The sequence below is a fragment of the Aureimonas sp. D3 genome (assembly GCF_001463805.1).
Taxonomy (GTDB): domain Bacteria; phylum Pseudomonadota; class Alphaproteobacteria; order Rhizobiales; family Rhizobiaceae; genus Aureimonas; species Aureimonas ureilytica_A.
The window spans coordinates 1-15,239 of sequence record NZ_BBWM01000002.1 but is presented as its reverse complement, the minus strand read 5'-3'; the positions used below and the strand labels follow the sequence as shown (position 1 = coordinate 15,239).

Genomic DNA, 15,239 nt, shown 5'->3' with positions numbered 1-15,239 from the left:
GTCTTTCGAAGCCTCGCCCATGATCGGGCATGCTTGAGAAACGTGCGATCCGTCGCAACGATCCCGAACCTATGGTTGGCTATGGTTCGAGCAACGGCTTGCGCTCTTTGAGGTGTCGCCACTGGTCGGTCGAGGCCCGGCCGATAGCTATGGCGGGACGTTCGAGACAGGAGAGGAGATTCCCATGGCGCATCACGAGGACACGACCCATGCAGGCCATCGGCCGCTCGACAGGCTCGACATGGGAGCCAAGCTCGACAAGGCGCTCTACGAGGATCGGCTCAAGGCCATTCAGCTGAAATTTCAGGAAATCCAGCAGGCCTATCTGCACACGGGCGATAGCGCCGTGGTGGTATTCGAGGGATGGGACGCGGCCGGCAAGGGCGGCGCGATCCGGCGTATGTCGGCCGTGATGGACCCGCGCGGCTTCAAGGTCTGGCCCATCGCCGCGCCGACGCCGCAGGACCTGCAGCATCATTATCTCTCGCGCTTCTGGGCGAGGCTTCCGGCTACGGGAGAAATCTGCGTCTTCGACCGCTCCTGGTACGGCCGCGTTCTGGTAGAGCGGGTTGAGGGCTTCGCCAAGCCGGCGGAATGGGGGCGCGCCTATGGGGAAATCAACGAGTTCGAGCGCCTCCTGACCGACGCGGGAACGCGTATCGTCAAGATTTTCCTGTTCATCGATGCCGATGAACAGATGAAGCGATTCGAAGACCGGATGAACGATCCGCTGAAACGCTGGAAGCTCTCCTACGAGGATTTCCGCAACCGCGACAAATGGTCGGAATACGAGGACGCAGCGAACGAAATGCTGGAGCGAACGTCCAGCCATTGCGCGCCCTGGCTCGTGGTACCCGCCAACGACAAGCGCCATGCGCGCATCGAGGCGCTGGGCACGATTGCCGATCGCCTGTCGGCCGGTGTCGACCTCTCGCCCAAGCCCGCCGACCCGAAGCTGGTCGAGCAATATGAGCGCATGGTGAAGGACGAGAAGAAGAAGCGAAAGACCTAAGCCTTCCGCATTGAAAGGTCACCTCTGCGAGCGCCGCATCGGCATGGCGTCGATGACGGCGTTCATGGCCTTGGGCTCGAACGGCGCGTCGCTGCGCCATTTCACGCCGCCATCCTTGCCGATCAGGATGGCTTCGAATTCGGGCTTGGCTCCGAAGCCGAAATGGCGGCGCAGCGCCGCGGCGCTGTGCTGCGCCTTCGGGTCTCCGTACAGAGCCTCGACCCGCTCGCCCGCGACGCTCAGCACCACGAGGTCGCGCTCCGACAGGGCTTCGCGGTCCGACAGGAGGCGCTGCTTCTGCTGGGTGAGCGCGGGGTCGTTCGTCTCCGGCGCGAAGAGGATAAGGATGCGGTTCTTCCAGCGAAGGGCATCAAGATCGCTTTGGGCCGAGGCGGCGGACAGGCCCGCCATCAGGCTGATCGATGCCATGACGAGGGTCCATTTCATCGCCGTGTCCTCCACTCGGAACTCATTGAGGTCGAACCCGCGAAGGCTTCGCTTCGTTCCCGCTGCGCCGCAGCAGGTGCTTGGCAGGAGTGGGGTCTCCCGCTTAGCTTTACCGTACGTTTCAGAAGGGCGAATCCATGGACCTGACCCCGAGTGACCGCGACGCGTTGGTGGTGGTGGATGTGCAGAACGACTTCTGCCCGGGCGGCGCGCTGGCCGTGACTGAGGGCGATGCCGTGGTGCCGCTTGCCAATGCGCTGGGCCGGCGCTTCCGGCATGTGATCCTGACGCAGGATTGGCACCCGGCCGGCCACGCCTCCTTCGCCTCGACCCATGGCAAGACGCCGTTCGAGACGGTAGAACTGTCCTATGGCACGCAGGTTCTCTGGCCCGATCATTGCATTCAGGGGACGAACGGGGCGGAGTTCCACCACGGCCTCGACATTCCCCACGCGCGGGCGGTGATCCGCAAGGGCCTGAACCCTGCCGTCGACAGCTATTCGGGATTTCGCGAGGCGGATCGCGTGAGCCCCACGGGGCTGGCCGGATATGTCGGCGATCTTGGCGTCGACCGCGTGTTTCTCTGCGGCCTCGCCACGGATTTCTGCGTCGCCTGGACGGCGTTTGACGCACGCGAAGCAGGGCTGGAGGTCGTGGTGGTCGAGGATGCCTGCCGCGGCATCGATCTCGATGGTTCGCTCGCGCGCGCCCGAGCTGAGATGGACGCGCGCGGGATCGTCAGGATCGCGATGCGCGATCTGCCCTGAGGCTCAGGCCGCGTCGGGCTGGGCGTTGACCTTGGGCTCCGACGTGCGCTCGATCCACTGCACGAAACGGTCGACATAGCGCTGAAGGAAGGCCTTGGTCGCCTCGTCCGTCACCGAGCCATCCTCGGCGAAAAGCTCCGGCTTGTAGTGGAAATAGACTTCCGGCTGGCCCATGAGCACGACGTCCACGACGTTGAGCACGCTCTTCAGGTGGTTCTGCCCAGTGCCCGCGCCGCCCGCGCCCGGCGAGGTGCCGACGAGACCGCCGGGCTTGGCCGCGAAGACGTTCTGGCCATAGGGGCGGGTACCCCAGTCGATGGCGTTCTTCAGGACGGCGGGGAAGGAGCGGTTATATTCGGGCGAGACGAAGAGCACCGCGTCGGCCGAGGCGATCTCGCTTTTCAGGCGGGCGACGGGCGCGGGCATGTCCGCCAGGAGATCGTCATTGTACATCGGCACGTCTCCGAGTTCGACGAAGTGAAATTCCAGCCGGCCTTCCGCGAGCTTGCCCAGCGAATGGGCGAACTTTCGGTTGATGGAATCCTTGCGGAGCGAGCCGACGAGTACGGCGACCTTTTTCATATTAAGTCTCCCTGTGGGATACGAGTTCGGCGCACTGTTGCGATGCGGTGGTGGCCGGTCAATGCTCCACACAGGAAACGGTGCGTCACCTCAGGCAAACGCCGTCAGGCGTTTGCCGCTCAGGCCATCGCTTCTCTTGCCAATAGCTCCAACAGAGATCGACCCAAGAAAGCCGGCGGGCATCATCCGCACCCACCGGCCTGAGACATGTCAAACCGCCACCAGTTCGCGGGTCTCATCGAAGGAAATGTCCGGGTTGCGCTCGCGGGCGTAACGCAGCTCCCAGTCGCTTTTCGGTAGAAAGACCGGCCGCTCGTCGCGATCGAGCGCGATGCTCATGCCGTTGTCCTTGATGAAGTCCTTGAGCTTGCGCTCGTCGGCCGACGAAATCCACCGCGCGGTGGAATAGGGCACGGGCTCGAAGCCGATCTCGGTCTTGTATTCGCCCCGAATGCGGGAGGCGAGAACGTCGAGCTGGAGCGGGCCGACGACGCCGACGATCCAGTTCGAGCCGAACATGGGCTTGAAGACCTGCACGAGACCTTCCTCGGCCAGATCCTCCAGCGCACGGCGGAGCTGCTTCATGCGCATCGTGTCTTCCAAGCGCACGCGGCGCATGACTTCGGGCGCGAAAGAGGGCAGGCCTGTGAAGCGGAAGGCCGCGCCTTCGGTCAGCGTGTCGCCGACGCGCAGCGTGCCGTGGTTGGGAATGCCGATCACGTCGCCCGCGAAGGCTTCTTCCGTCAGCGCGCGCTCCTGCGCGAAGAAGTAGATCGGGTTGTTGACGGCCAGCGGCTTGCCCGAGCGCACATGATTCAGCTTCATGCCGCGCTTGAAATGGCCCGAGCAGAAACGCACGAAGGCGACTCGGTCGCGATGGTTCGGGTCCATATTGGCCTGAACCTTGAAGACGAAGGCCGAAACCTCGTCATTGGTCGGCTCGACCGGCCCCTTGTCGGAGGGCTGCGGGCGCGGCGGCGGGGCAAAGCGCGCGACGATGCGCAAGAGCTGGTCCACCGAGAAGTCGCGCAGCGCGCTGCCGAAGACGACGGGCGTCAGATGCCCCTGGCGATAGGCGTCGGCGTCGAAGCTCGCATAGCCCTCGCGCGCGAGTTCGGCTTCTTCCGCGAAGCGCTCCAGCACGTGAGGCGCGATCATGGAGGTGAAGGCCGGGTCGTCCAGCCCTTCGACCTTCTTCAGACTGTCGCAGGGGCCGTTGGCGCGGGTCTTGGAATAGATGAACTCGTCATGGGCGAAATCGTAGCAGCCCTGGAAATCGGTGCCCATGCCGACAGGCCAGACCTGCGGAGAGACGGTGAGCGCCAGCGCCTCCTCGATCTCGTCCAGCACCTCGAACGGGCTGCGGCCTTCGCGATCCACCTTGTTGACGAAGGTGATGATGGGAATGTCGCGCAGGCGGCAGATCTCGAAGAGCTTGCGCGTTTGGGACTCGATGCCCTTGGCCGCGTCCACCACCATGATGGCGCTGTCGACGGCGGTCAGCGTGCGATAGGTGTCTTCCGAGAAGTCCGAGTGGCCCGGCGTGTCGAGTAGGTTGAAGGTGATGCCCTCGCGCTCGAAGGTCATGACCGAAGAGGTGACGGAGATGCCGCGCGACTGCTCGATCTCCATCCAGTCGGACCGGGCGCGGCGGTTCTCGCCGCGCGCCTTGACCGCGCCGGCCATGTTGATGGCCCCGCCGGCGAGCAGCAGCTTTTCCGTCAGCGTCGTCTTGCCGGCGTCCGGGTGGGAGATGATGGCGAAGGTGCGACGGGCGGCATAGCCGGTCGGCACGGCGGACGCAGCCTGCGTCATGTCCGTTGCGGCGCTCATGATGAAGCCTTTTTCAGTCTCAAGGCCGCGATCTCGGCGCGGCGACAAACATTCCTGCCGTCTCCATGCCGTTTGCGGGCCTCGGCTGCAAGTCGGGCGAGGCTTTCCCTTGTTGTTGCCGTCGCACGGGTTGCAACGAAAAGGCCGGCAAAGCGCCGGCCTTTTCTACGAATTGCGCAGGCTCATTCGCCGAAGCTGATCCGCCAAAGCTGCGTTGGCAGGCTGGCCGGTGCGTCCGGTTTGAAGAAGGCGGAGTCCTGAATGCGCGAGGTCGTGACATAGACCGAGCCATCCGGCGCTTCGCTGAACGTATCGGGCCAGCGCAACCGCTCGTCCTTCACGAGGATTTCCGGCTTGCCCGATGGGCCGGCGGAGAGGTCGCGCCGTTTCACGGCATCTTCCTCCGGCGCGGTCACATACATGGCTCCGCTCTCGCGCCCGATCAGCAGCCCGTCCGCCACGCCGTTCTCGCCGAAGGGCTCCACCGCGCTCGAAACGTCGTCCCCCTTCAGACCGGAGCCAACAAGCGTTTCAGTCGCGACGCGATAGAGTGTTTTGCCCTTGATCGCCTGCCAATAGAGATACTGGCCGTCTTTCGAGAGGGCGATGCCATCGGCGGCGAATTCCACGCCGCGCCCATCGGGACGGCGCAGCACTTGGCCGTCGGCTTTGACCTCCACGCCTTTCTCGACCTGCGTGGACGGATGGCCGTCCAGCACGCGCTGGGCTTTTCCGCTTTCGAGATCCACCACCAGAAGCGCGCCCTTGGCACCGGAATCGGTGATGAAGGCGTGGCGTCCGTCCGGCGAAAAGCGCACATCGTTGAGATAAGAACCCTGCGGCGCGGCCGTCTCGTCGAAAGCGATGGTCTGCCCGATCTCGTTCGTTGCAAGGTCGATGCGCACGAGCTTGGCGCCCTTGGGCACCAGCAGAGACTGCGCGGGCGCGGCGGCATCGAGCACCCAGACATGGCCGCGCCCATCGGCCACCACGCTCTGGACGCAGACCCAGTGCTGGCTGGCGTCCATCTCGTCCTTGCGCGCGTTGCGCCACGCGTTCCATTCGTCGCTCGGATAGGGCTTCAGTGTGCCGGCCTTGGTGAGTTCGGCGACGGATACGGGCGAATCCTCGGTCCAGCGTGGGAAGTTGACGAAGACGCGGCCATCCTCGGCGACGGTCACGCCCGTTACCTGATGGGGGAAATCGGCCAGCTTTTCGAGCTTGGGCGCAGCCTGTGCGGGCGAGGGCACTTGCGCGAAGGCGGCCGGCGAGACGGTGAGCAGCGCAGCAGCCATGAGCGCGGCGCGGATGCCGGTTTGCGGATGGTTCGGAAGGCGGCTCATGGGCCGACCCTCGCCGAGCCGGGCTCGGCGCCATGCTCGTGATCCTCCGCCGTGAAGCCACCGACGCTTTCCACGCCCCATTCGTCGCGCGCCTGCGCCCCCGTCCGGTTCAGGCGGACCTTGCCATCTTCCACGCTTTCCACCGAGTCCACATGGATGAAGTGGTGTTCGCCCCCGGCGGCCGGGTCGGTGCGCGTCAGCTTCATACGCGCACCATCGAGGCGATCGACGGTTCCGACATGCTCCCCGTCGGAGCCGAGGATTTCCATATGTTCTTGAATCTGCGTGCTATCGGCCATGTCCTACCTATCCGATTGAAGTCCGAGCGCCCTGCGGCGCTATCGAAACTGCAATCGGGCAAGGGCTCGCCCGTTCCGTGCTCATGAGCCGGCTGACGAATCCGTCGCAGATCACCTCGCCGTCAGGCGTAGGCGAACGCTTCCTCGGTAACGACATGGAAATGCGAAAGGAGGGCGGGGCCGAAATTGGTGGACAGGGCGACGTCTGTCGCGTCCCTGCCTGTCGCCATCAGAATGCGGCCGATGCGCGGGAAATTATGACGCGCGTCGAACGTGTACCAGCGGCCGCTGAGATAGACCTGGAACCAGGCGCTGAAGTCCATGGGAGCGGGCGAAAGAGGAACGCCGAAGTCGCCGAGATAGCCCGTGCAGTAGCGCGCGGGAATGTTGAGGCAGCGGCAGAGCGTGATCGCCAGATGCGCGAAATCGCGGCAGACGCCGGTGCGATCCGTGAACCCCCCATGCGCCGAGCGCGTGGAATCGGCGTTCTGATAGTTGAAGGCGATATGGTTGTGCACGAAATCGCAGACGGCCTGCACCCGGCCCCAGCCCGGCGCGGTGTGCCCGAATTGCTGCCAGGCAAAGTTCGCGAGCTTGTCGGTGTCGCAATAGCGGCTGCCAAGAAGATAGACGAGCACCTCGTCGGGCAGGTCCTGAATTTCGTGCTGCACGGCGTTCCAGGCAACGGCGTCAGGCTCGCCGGAGTCGTAGATTTCGAAGCTCGTTGAAATATGCGTCGTGCCGGCCGGCGCGAGAATGCGCGTGCAGGAGTTGCCGAACCCGTCCGTGTAGGTCCAAGGCTGCACTTGCTGGTCGAAGTAAAGCACCTGCTCACTCAAAAGATCGACCCGTCGCGATGGGTGGATATTCAGGACGAGAAGCATGGGCGTGGGCTGCGCGCATTCATAACCCAGCGTGAAGCCTGCCTTGATCCGCATTCGTGAGTCCCCTTCGCGCGGCGCGGAGTGCGCCGTTTCGCTATGAAGGCACGAACGCTGCTTATGTTCCAATCTTTTTACAAATTGCCTCTTCGATAGGCAGTGTCCCTTCCAATCTACCTTCGGTGGTGACGTTGACCTGCACCGTCATGCCGAGACTGTCGGCAGCGGCGCCGCTGAAGGTACCGGACAAGGGCGTCGCCTGCGTGGGGTCGCGGACCACGGCCACCCGGATCAGATCACGATTGCCGACGATGCCGTTGGTTGGGTCGAATTCGATCCACCCGGCGCCCGGCAGGAAAACCTGGCACCAGGCATGGGTGGCGCCGCCGCCCAGCGTATCCGACCCATCCCGATCCGGCACATAGATATAGCCGGTGACGAAGCGGGCGGCGAAGCCGAGCGAGCGAACGGCCTCCATCATGAACAACGCGAAGTCGCGGCAGGTGCCCTTGCGCAGCAGCAGCGTCTCGTAGGGCGTCTGCGTCCCTCGCTCGTGTCGGCGCGCATAGGAGAAGCACTCGCGGATCGCGTAGCACAGCGTCATCAGGAGCTTGCCCGTATCCGTATGCCGGTCCCCGTGGGCGAGGAAGCGCCGCGCCCATTTGCCGACCTCGTCCTGCGGGTCGGGATAATGGCGCTCGATGGTCTGTCCGAGATCGAGCCGATCGTCCGCGCCATAGTCGAACGGATAGGTGAGGGCGGCCGGGTCGATCTGGAAGTCGGGCGCGGCCTGCGGGGCGTGATCCACCGTCAGCCGCGCGTCGAAGGACAGGCGCTTGGCCGGCGTGTCGAAGCTGACTAGAGCGACGCAGTTTCCGAAAACGTCGTGCATCCATCGAATGTCGGCCGGGGCCGGATCGATATCGAGCGTGGAGGTGAGCAGGCGCTGGTCGTAGCTGTCGCGCGGACGGAACAGCAGCCTGTGCTCGCCGAACGAGACCGGCCGAGCGTAATAGAACACCGTCTTGTGACGAACCGAAAAGACGGCCATCCGCGCACCTCTCCCATGGACGAAAGACCATGCTTATCCATGGAGATGGTCAGCCGGCAAGCGGTCCGCGCCTGGGGCAGGCCCCTACGCGCGGCCTCATTCTCGTCGCAGGACCGGTTGATAGGCGGCCCATCGCCATGGTCCAAGACATCTCTCGAGACGGAGACCTGCCCATGTCCGCATCGCGCATCGACGCGCTTCTGTCGCAGATGACGCTGACGGAGAAGATCGGCCAGCTCAACATGCTGGCCGCCGGCTTTTCCGTCACCGGGCCGATTCTCGGCGGCGATGCGTCCGGCGCGGTGCGCGCGGGGCGGGCGGGGAGCCTCCTCAACGTCTTCGGCCCGAAGTCTGTGCGCGACATCCAGCGCGTCGCGATCGAGGAATCGCGCCTGAAAATCCCGCTGCTGCTGGGCTTCGACGTCGTGCACGGGCATCGCACGGTGTTTCCCGTGCCGCTGGCCGAAGCCGCCGCCTTCGACCCGTCGCTTTGGGAGGCGACGGCGCGGGCGAGCGCGCGTGAAGCGGCCGTCGACGGCGTGGCGCTCACCTTCGCACCCATGCTCGACGTCTCGCGCGATCCGCGCTGGGGCCGCGTGGTGGAGGGTGCGGGCGAGGACCCTTATGTCCAGTCACTGTTCGGCGCGGCCAAGGTGCGTGGCTTTCAGGGGGACGATCTGTCCGATCCGAGGAGCGTCGCGGCCACCGTGAAGCATTTCGTCGCCTATGGCGCGGCCTCGGCGGGGCGCGACTATGCCTCGACCGACATGTCCGAGCGCACGCTGCGCGAAGCCTATCTGCCACCGTTTCAAGCGGCCATCGCGGCGGGCTGCGCGGCCGTCATGCCAGCTTTTTCCGATCTATCGGGCGTTCCGATGACGGCCAATGGCCCGCTCCTAAACGGCTGGCTGCGCGGCGAGGCGGGGTTCGATGGCGTCGTCATCAGCGATTACAACGCGATTGCGGAACTCGTCGCGCATGGCGTCGCGACCGATCTTACCGAAGCCGCCGCACTGGCGCTGAAGGCCGGCGTCGACATCGACATGATGAGCGGCGCTTATGAGCAGGGGCTGCCTCTTGCCCTGGAGCGCGGGCTTGTGACCCTTGGCGAGATCGAGACGAGCACGCGCCGCGTCCTGGCGCTGAAGGAGCGTCTCGGCCTCTTCGACGATCCGATGCGCGGGCTTGCGCCCGGCGGTGAGGGCGCCGGGGCGCTTCTGCCCGAGCACCGCCCGCTGGCGCGCGAGGCGGCGCGGCGCTCGGCCGTGCTGCTGAGCCATCGCCATTCGGTCCTGCCCCTGTCCGAGCGTCCGCAGCGGATCGCTATGGTTGGCCCCTTGGCCGATGCGGCGACGGACATGATGGGAAGCTGGTCCGGCGCGGGGGAGGCGGGCGAGTGCGTCACCTTCCTGCAAGGGCTGCGCGAGATCAGGCCGGACTGCACCATTTCCCATGCGCGCGGCGTCGGTGTGGACGAGGCGGAAGAGGGCGGGCCGGAAGCGGCGCTGGCGCTTTGCCGCGAGGCCGATCTCGTAATTCTGGCCATCGGCGAGACGCGCGACATGAGCGGCGAAGCCGCGAGCCGCACGGGGCTCGACCTGCCGGGCGATCAAGCTAATTTCGCCCGCGCCGTTCTCGATCTCGGCCGGCCGACCGTCGTGCTCCTGTCCTCCGGCCGGCCGATCGCCGTGCCTTGGCTTTTTGCCCGGGCCGATGCGGTTCTGGCGACATGGTTCCTCGGCAGCGAGGCGGGTCATGCGGTCGCCGATCTTCTGACCGGGCGCGCCTCGCCCTCGGGCCGACTGCCGATCACCTGGCCGCGCTCGGTCGGGCAGGTGCCGATCTTCTTCGGCGAACGGCCGTCAGGCCGGCCGGCGTCCGATGGGCACTATACCAGCAAATATATCGACCTGCCGACGACGCCGCTCTTCGCCTTCGGCCATGGTCTGACCTATGGGCGGGTCCGCTATGCCTCGCTGGAGGTCGAGCCGAAGCGGCCGAAGGGCAACGAGACGATCACGGTCGCGGTCGATCTTGCCAACGACGGCGAGCATCTGGCGGAAGAAACGGTCTTCCTCTTCGTGCGCAAGCCCGTGGCGCGCGTCGCCCGGCCGCTGCTCGAACTCAAGGGCTTCAATCGCCTGGCGCTGCGTCCGGGCGAGGAGGCGCGCACGATGCTGACGCTGCCCGTGGCTGCTCTCGCTTTTCCTGGCCCCGATCTGACGCCCTCCGTCGAGCCGGGTGAATATGAAATCCTCGTCGGCCCCTCGGCCGACCGCACGCAGCTTCTGCGCCAGACCATCCAGATCGAGGAAGGTGGATCATGAAAGGCGTGACGAGTGGCCCGACGCGTCGCGCGGTTCTGGCTGGTGGGCTGGCGCTGGCTGGCGGGGCCGTGGCCCGTCCCTGGGGCGCACAGGCCGACAGCATGGAGACTCGGACGATTCTTCTCGTCACCGTGCCCGGCCGCCGCGCCGAGGCAGCCTGGACGCGCGCAGGCCCGCTTCTCCAAACGGAAGGGCGTGTGCCCGGCCTAGCCGATTGGCTGATCGCGGATGGCTATCGGCCGGCCGGCTTCATGGGCCGCCTCATTACCCCGGCCGCTGTGTTGGATCTATCGCCCGCGCGACTGGCCGGGCTTCTGGCCGTCCCCGGACTGGCCCAGATCACATCGACCCGCATTCCGACACGCGATGACACACGGGCCTGGGCGACGGCCTTTGCCGCTCTTCTGCGCGAGCCCGTCGCCTTCGCGTCCTGTGTGGTCGCGGTCGACGGACGCGAACCTTCTATCGTCGAACCGTTGGAGGCCGCGCTGAAGCCGCTGGCGACGCTGCGTTTCGTCTGAGATCAGTCCTCTGGCAGGCGCTCGCCGGCCGGGCGAAAGGCCACCGCCTTGACCACGGCATAGACCATGGTGCCGGGATGCAGGCCGAGTTCGTCGAAGGAGCGGCGCGTGATGCGCGCGAGGATTTCGTCACCCGCGCAATCCAGCACCAGATCCATGCCGCTGCGGCCATCGGGGCGCACGGACACGATCCGCCCGCGCGCGACATTCAGCGCGCTGATCCCATCCGGCGCTCGTGTCGCGATCATCACGTCCCGCGCGCGGATGCGCAGCCGCAGAGGACTGCCGATCGGAGCGGCGACGGTGGGGAGATGAAACCGCGCGCCTGCCAATGCGACGGTGGTCAGCCCATAGGATGGGTCATGCGAGACGACCTGTGCATCGAGTTCTCGGCCCGGCTCCTGATCGGCTGCGAGCGGAAACAGGTCGAGACGATCCATCACGCCGGCAGCCGGTCCGTTGGCGACGACGCGGCCGTTGGCGAGAACCACCAGATGCGAGGCGAGCCGTCGCACTTCGGAGACGGAATGGCTGACATAGAGGATCGGCACGCCCGCCTCGTCGCGCAGCCGTTCGATATAGGGGATGATCTCCGCCTTCCGTGCCTCGTCCAGCGCGGCCAGCGGCTCGTCCATCAGAAGAAGGCGTGGGCTGGCCAAAAGCGCGCGGCCGATGGCGACCCGCTGCTTTTCTCCACCCGAGAGGCGCTGCGGACGGCGCGCGAGAAGCGAGGATAGGCCGAGGAGATCGACCACCCCGTCGAAATCCGCGCGTCGTTCCGCCCGAGGCGCGAACCATCGGCCGAAGACGAGGTTCTGCCGCACCGTTAGATGGGGAAACAGGCGCGCTTCCTGGAAGACATAGCCGATCCGGCGTCGATGGGCGGGGACGAACAGCCCGGTCTTCGTATCGGCCAGCACACGGTCTCCCATCGCAATCCGCCCCTCATTCGGCCGCGTGAGACCAGAGACGAGATTCACCAGCGAGGTCTTGCCCGAGCCCGAGCGCCCGAACAGCGCGGTCAGCCCGCCTTCGGCGCGGAAGGCGATGTCGAGTTGAAACGCGCCGAGGCGCTGGCGCACGGACACATCGAGGCTCATGCAGAGCCGACGCGTCGGTTGAGCCGCGTCGCCAGCCACTCGGAGGCGATCAGTGCGGCCATGGAGAGAGCGACGGAGAGTGCCGTCAGGCGCAGCGCCGCAGCATCCCCACCTGGCACTTGGGTGAGCGTATAGATCGCTGCCGGAAGCGTCTGTGTTTCGCCGGGAATGTTGGAGACGAAGGTAATGGTGGCACCAAACTCGCCCATTGCCTTGGCGAAACCCAGAATGAGGCCCGCCAGAATGCCGGGCAGGGCGAGGGGCAGGGTCACGAGGAGGAAGACCCAGACTGGGCCCGCGCCGAGCGTCGCGCCGGCATCCTCCAGCCGGCGGTCGATCGCCTCCAGCGACAGGCGGATCGCCCGCACCATGAGCGGAAACCCCATCACGGCGGAGGCAAGCGCGGCGCCGGTCCAGCGGAACGAGAAGACCAGTCCGAACCAGGACTCGAAGAAGATGCCTAGTGGCCCGCGCCGCCCGAACAGCAGCAGCAGAACGTAGCCCGTGACCACCGGGGGCAGAACCAGCGGCAGATGAACGAGACCGTTCAGCAGCGTCTTGCCAGGAAAGCGGGTGCGCACGAGGAGCCAGGCGACCAGAAGCGCGAAGGGCAGGCTGGCCAGCGTCGCGACGCTCGCCACGCGAAGGCTGAGTCGCACGGCCGTCCATTCGTCCGGGCTGAAGCCCCATGCTGTTTCCATGCCTCGACCTCGCCCGACGCTTACGGGCGGGCCGGATCGAGGATCGTGAAACCCTGTTTCCGAAACAGCGCGGCGGCTGCGTCGCTTTTCAGAAAGGTGAGAAAGGCTTCGGCTTGCGTCGAGTTCGTGTCCGCCGTCAGGGCAAAGGGATAGACAATCGGCTCGTGCGAATCGGCGGGAAAGGTCGCGACGATTCGAACACTCGGGTCGGACACCGCGTCCGTCTTATACACGATGCCGAGCGGCGCTTCGCCGCGAGATACGAGGAGCAGCGCGGCGCGCACGTTTTCGGCCTGTGCCACGCTGCCTTCCACATCGCTCCAGACGCCGAGCTTTTGCAGCGAGGCTTTGCCATATTTGCCCGCCGGCACCGAATCGACATTCGCCATGGCGAGCTTGCCCCCTGAAAGCATCGAACGGAGCGGAAAGCCCGATGCGATCTCGGCCGAGACAGTCGAGTTTGCCGGTGCGATCAGAACCAGATCGTTTCCGAGAAGATCGACGCGGCTGTCCGGCCGGATCAGCTTGCGCCCCGTGAGATAGTCCATCCAGGCGAGATCGGCGGAGGCGAAGAGATCGGCTGGCGCGCCGGCCTCGATTTGTTTCGCGAGCGCGGAACTCGCGGCATAGGACAGTGTCGCGCCGGAGCCGCCGTCTTTCTTCCAAGCCGCATTCGCATCGTCCAACGCGTTCTTGAGGCTCGCGGCCGCAAAGACCACGGGAGCCTTGTCCTGCGCGTGAGCGGGAGCCTGGCACAGCCCGCCGATCACGAGGGCCACGGCAGTCAAAAGACGAAACAGGCATCTACGATTCGTCACGGACGACCCCTCAGCTGATCCGATATGTCCGAATGGATATAGCGGAGCCCGCCATTCGAAAAGGGGCGTCATCCCCGAAACGAAGCCGCAAACGCGAAAGGCCAGCCCGAAGGCTGGCCTTTCCGAATGGTGAGTTGGGAAGGAACGCGAGAAGGGGAGACGATCGATTTCGCGAAGACGGACCATCTCCGCCCGAGATCGGGCCTCGCGTGCCGTCAGAGGCTTTTCAAAGTCGCGTCCGTTCCGACGATGGCGCCGCCGCCATTGTCGCCGGCTTGAATGGCGGTCACCGTGCCGATGCCCGGCGCGGACGAGCCGATCTTCAGGCGAACAAGATTGTCGCGCGTCGCCACGATCGCCTCGTTCCGGAAGATCGACACGATCTGATAATCGCTTGCCTGAAGCTGCGCAGCGGACGCGACGAGTTCCACCGGCATCGGAACCGGAATCGGCGGGGGGCCGGCTTCGACCGTCTCGACGGCATGGGCGGGCGACTGCGTCAGAAGATAGGCCCCACCGGCCCCTGAAACGATGGCGAACATCGTGGCGCAGCCGGCCAGAATCTTGACCTTGCGCGACAGGCCGCGCTTGGTCGCCGGCTCGCCGGTCTCGACCTTCACGGCTTTCGTTTTCGTTTTCTTGGCCATCGCTAGGCTCCATCAGCATGTTCAGCGTGGGGCCAGATTGGCCACCGGCCGTTCAGGCGGGATGGAAAAAACCATTAAAGATCGAACCAACTGATCAGTAACGGCCATGCCATTTGCATGTCTGCCGCCTATGGCGAAAACATGCTTGCTCTCATTAGCGGGTTTTATTGAAAATACGATTCAATCAATATTGGCGAGGGTCAGAAGAAGAGGCAAGGCTCGACCGAGATATCGGGAGCAAACTGCCACGCTCTGAAACTCACCCGACGCCGTCGAACGCTGGGAAGACTACAAAGATCAACGATCGAATGGAGGTTTGTGGACCCGTGGTGCCGGCTGCAGGGCTCGAACCCGCGACCCCCTGATTACAAAGCCTGTCCGAAGCCCGCGAATGCTGGGGTTCCGAAGCCATGTTGCGTCCATGTTGCAGGGCCATATTGTTGCAAACCGCACAAATCGGCCCCAGCGACCTTGTCGGGCTGAAATCTAGCCGACGAGCAGAGCCGACGCGGCGGCCATTTCTGAGCCATCATCATTGGTCGGAAACAGATGGCTATATCTATTCATCGTCAGCGCGATCGTGGAATGACCCGTGCGATCTTGCACCGTTTTCGGCGGTAGGCCGAGGCCGCCATCCTCCTTTCGGTTGATCAGCCACGACGCATGAAAATGCCTCAGCGCGTGCATGCCAGAATAGCGCTGCGCCAGAATCGGTTTGCCGTGCTCGTCCTTCTCCTTCGTCTGGATCGTGACGCCCGCCGCGATCCAGAGAGGATGCAGCCCGCGGCGGAGAATGTTGTTCAGCGCTTCGACTTTGCCGGCGCCATTTGGAAAAACGAGGCCGAGTTCGCCCTTAGGACAAGCGGACTGCCATTCCTTCAGCGCTTCGATCACGACGGGCGGGGCGGGG

The 15,239-nt window shown here is 65.1% G+C and carries 16 protein-coding genes; 4 read left to right on the top strand and 12 right to left on the bottom strand.

The genetic code is table 11. The annotated features are described in order from the left end of the window. Positions 1-184 precede the first annotated feature (184 nt). Positions 185-1,012 (top strand): polyphosphate kinase 2 family protein, encoded by an 828-nt coding sequence (locus AUL36_RS00215; protein WP_062216691.1) that lies wholly within the window; start codon positions 185-187, stop codon positions 1,010-1,012. An 18-nt stretch (positions 1,013-1,030) separates the two neighbouring features. Here the strand turns inward: AUL36_RS00215 and AUL36_RS00210 are convergent, their stop codons facing one another. Further along, complete coding sequence (locus AUL36_RS00210) at positions 1,031-1,459, bottom strand: DUF4174 domain-containing protein (RefSeq protein WP_062216688.1); 429 nt, start codon at positions 1,457-1,459, stop codon at positions 1,031-1,033. A gap of 137 nt (positions 1,460-1,596) precedes the next feature. Here AUL36_RS00210 and pncA point away from each other — a divergent pair, with 137 nt between their 5' ends. Beyond that, a complete protein-coding gene (pncA, locus tag AUL36_RS00205) occupies positions 1,597-2,226 on the top strand; it encodes a bifunctional nicotinamidase/pyrazinamidase (RefSeq protein WP_062216685.1) in 630 nt (209 codons plus the stop codon). 3 nt (positions 2,227-2,229) lie between these two features. Here pncA and AUL36_RS00200 read toward each other — a convergent pair whose 3' ends face one another. The 6 genes from AUL36_RS00200 to AUL36_RS00175 form a co-directional block, all read right to left on the bottom strand. Further along, positions 2,230-2,808: an NADPH-dependent FMN reductase gene (locus tag AUL36_RS00200; protein WP_062216682.1), complete on the bottom strand. Its 579-nt coding sequence runs from the start codon at positions 2,806-2,808 to the stop codon at positions 2,230-2,232. A gap of 210 nt (positions 2,809-3,018) precedes the next feature. Continuing rightward, entirely contained in the window at positions 3,019-4,641 is a 1,623-nt protein-coding gene (locus AUL36_RS00195) for a peptide chain release factor 3 (RefSeq protein WP_082655373.1), read from the bottom strand. 182 nt (positions 4,642-4,823) lie between these two features. Further along, complete coding sequence (locus AUL36_RS00190; protein ID WP_062216679.1) at positions 4,824-5,984, bottom strand: SMP-30/gluconolactonase/LRE family protein; 1,161 nt, start codon at positions 5,982-5,984, stop codon at positions 4,824-4,826. After that, positions 5,981-6,283 carry a DUF2171 domain-containing protein gene (locus AUL36_RS00185; protein WP_082655372.1) on the bottom strand — a complete coding sequence of 101 codons (303 nt, stop codon included), beginning with the start codon at positions 6,281-6,283 and terminating at the stop codon, positions 5,981-5,983. The genes AUL36_RS00190 and AUL36_RS00185 overlap by 4 nt, the downstream gene beginning before the upstream one ends. A gap of 122 nt (positions 6,284-6,405) precedes the next feature. After that, positions 6,406-7,221: a transglutaminase-like domain-containing protein gene (locus tag AUL36_RS00180; protein ID WP_058598946.1), complete on the bottom strand. Its 816-nt coding sequence runs from the start codon at positions 7,219-7,221 to the stop codon at positions 6,406-6,408. Positions 7,222-7,282: 61 nt separating this feature from the next. Further along, positions 7,283-8,215, bottom strand: coding sequence for a transglutaminase family protein (locus AUL36_RS00175; protein WP_062216676.1), 933 nt, complete (start codon positions 8,213-8,215; stop codon positions 7,283-7,285). Positions 8,216-8,388: 173 nt separating this feature from the next. On the opposite strand from AUL36_RS00175, the gene AUL36_RS00170 reads away from it, so the two are divergent. Beyond that, positions 8,389-10,542 (top strand): glycoside hydrolase family 3 N-terminal domain-containing protein, encoded by a 2,154-nt coding sequence (locus AUL36_RS00170; protein WP_062216673.1) that lies wholly within the window; start codon positions 8,389-8,391, stop codon positions 10,540-10,542. Next, positions 10,539-11,063, top strand: coding sequence for a hypothetical protein (locus tag AUL36_RS00165; protein ID WP_062216670.1), 525 nt, complete (start codon positions 10,539-10,541; stop codon positions 11,061-11,063). Before AUL36_RS00170 ends, AUL36_RS00165 begins: the two co-directional genes overlap by 4 nt. Positions 11,064-11,065: 2 nt before the next feature. On the opposite strand, the gene modC is transcribed toward AUL36_RS00165, so the two are convergent. The 5 genes from modC to AUL36_RS00140 form a co-directional block, all read right to left on the bottom strand. Next, the gene (gene modC / locus AUL36_RS00160) at positions 11,066-12,163 is read right to left on the bottom strand and encodes a molybdenum ABC transporter ATP-binding protein (protein WP_062216667.1); all 1,098 of its coding nucleotides are present in this window, start codon (positions 12,161-12,163) and stop codon (positions 11,066-11,068) included. Then, positions 12,160-12,864, bottom strand: coding sequence for a molybdate ABC transporter permease subunit (gene modB, locus AUL36_RS00155; protein ID WP_062216664.1), 705 nt, complete (start codon positions 12,862-12,864; stop codon positions 12,160-12,162). The genes modC and modB overlap by 4 nt, the downstream gene beginning before the upstream one ends. Before the next feature lie 20 nt (positions 12,865-12,884). After that, complete coding sequence (modA, locus tag AUL36_RS00150; RefSeq protein ID WP_062217142.1) at positions 12,885-13,682, bottom strand: molybdate ABC transporter substrate-binding protein; 798 nt, start codon at positions 13,680-13,682, stop codon at positions 12,885-12,887. A gap of 215 nt (positions 13,683-13,897) precedes the next feature. After that, positions 13,898-14,329 carry a hypothetical protein gene (locus AUL36_RS00145; protein WP_062216661.1) on the bottom strand — a complete coding sequence of 144 codons (432 nt, stop codon included), beginning with the start codon at positions 14,327-14,329 and terminating at the stop codon, positions 13,898-13,900. 486 nt (positions 14,330-14,815) lie between these two features. Beyond that, positions 14,816-15,239: site-specific integrase (locus AUL36_RS00140; protein ID WP_156418209.1), on the bottom strand; the 424-nt coding region annotated here is incomplete at its 5' end.

What these genes read in the sequence shown, in the direction of transcription:
- AUL36_RS00215 (WP_062216691.1), top strand. Translation starts at nt 185, where the DNA reads ATGGCGCATCACGAGGACACGACCCATGCAGGCCATCGGCCGCTCGAC.
- AUL36_RS00210 (WP_062216688.1), bottom strand. Translation starts at nt 1,459, where the DNA reads ATGAAATGGACCCTCGTCATGGCATCGATCAGCCTGATGGCGGGCCTG.
- pncA (WP_062216685.1), top strand. Translation starts at nt 1,597, where the DNA reads ATGGACCTGACCCCGAGTGACCGCGACGCGTTGGTGGTGGTGGATGTG.
- AUL36_RS00200 (WP_062216682.1), bottom strand. Translation starts at nt 2,808, where the DNA reads ATGAAAAAGGTCGCCGTACTCGTCGGCTCGCTCCGCAAGGATTCCATC.
- AUL36_RS00195 (WP_082655373.1), bottom strand. Translation starts at nt 4,641, where the DNA reads ATGAGCGCCGCAACGGACATGACGCAGGCTGCGTCCGCCGTGCCGACC.
- AUL36_RS00190 (WP_062216679.1), bottom strand. Translation starts at nt 5,984, where the DNA reads ATGAGCCGCCTTCCGAACCATCCGCAAACCGGCATCCGCGCCGCGCTC.
- AUL36_RS00185 (WP_082655372.1), bottom strand. Translation starts at nt 6,283, where the DNA reads ATGGCCGATAGCACGCAGATTCAAGAACATATGGAAATCCTCGGCTCC.
- AUL36_RS00180 (WP_058598946.1), bottom strand. Translation starts at nt 7,221, where the DNA reads ATGCGGATCAAGGCAGGCTTCACGCTGGGTTATGAATGCGCGCAGCCC.
- AUL36_RS00175 (WP_062216676.1), bottom strand. Translation starts at nt 8,215, where the DNA reads ATGGCCGTCTTTTCGGTTCGTCACAAGACGGTGTTCTATTACGCTCGG.
- AUL36_RS00170 (WP_062216673.1), top strand. Translation starts at nt 8,389, where the DNA reads ATGTCCGCATCGCGCATCGACGCGCTTCTGTCGCAGATGACGCTGACG.
- AUL36_RS00165 (WP_062216670.1), top strand. Translation starts at nt 10,539, where the DNA reads ATGAAAGGCGTGACGAGTGGCCCGACGCGTCGCGCGGTTCTGGCTGGT.
- modC (WP_062216667.1), bottom strand. Translation starts at nt 12,163, where the DNA reads ATGAGCCTCGATGTGTCCGTGCGCCAGCGCCTCGGCGCGTTTCAACTC.
- modB (WP_062216664.1), bottom strand. Translation starts at nt 12,864, where the DNA reads ATGGAAACAGCATGGGGCTTCAGCCCGGACGAATGGACGGCCGTGCGA.
- AUL36_RS00145 (WP_062216661.1), bottom strand. Translation starts at nt 14,329, where the DNA reads ATGGCCAAGAAAACGAAAACGAAAGCCGTGAAGGTCGAGACCGGCGAG.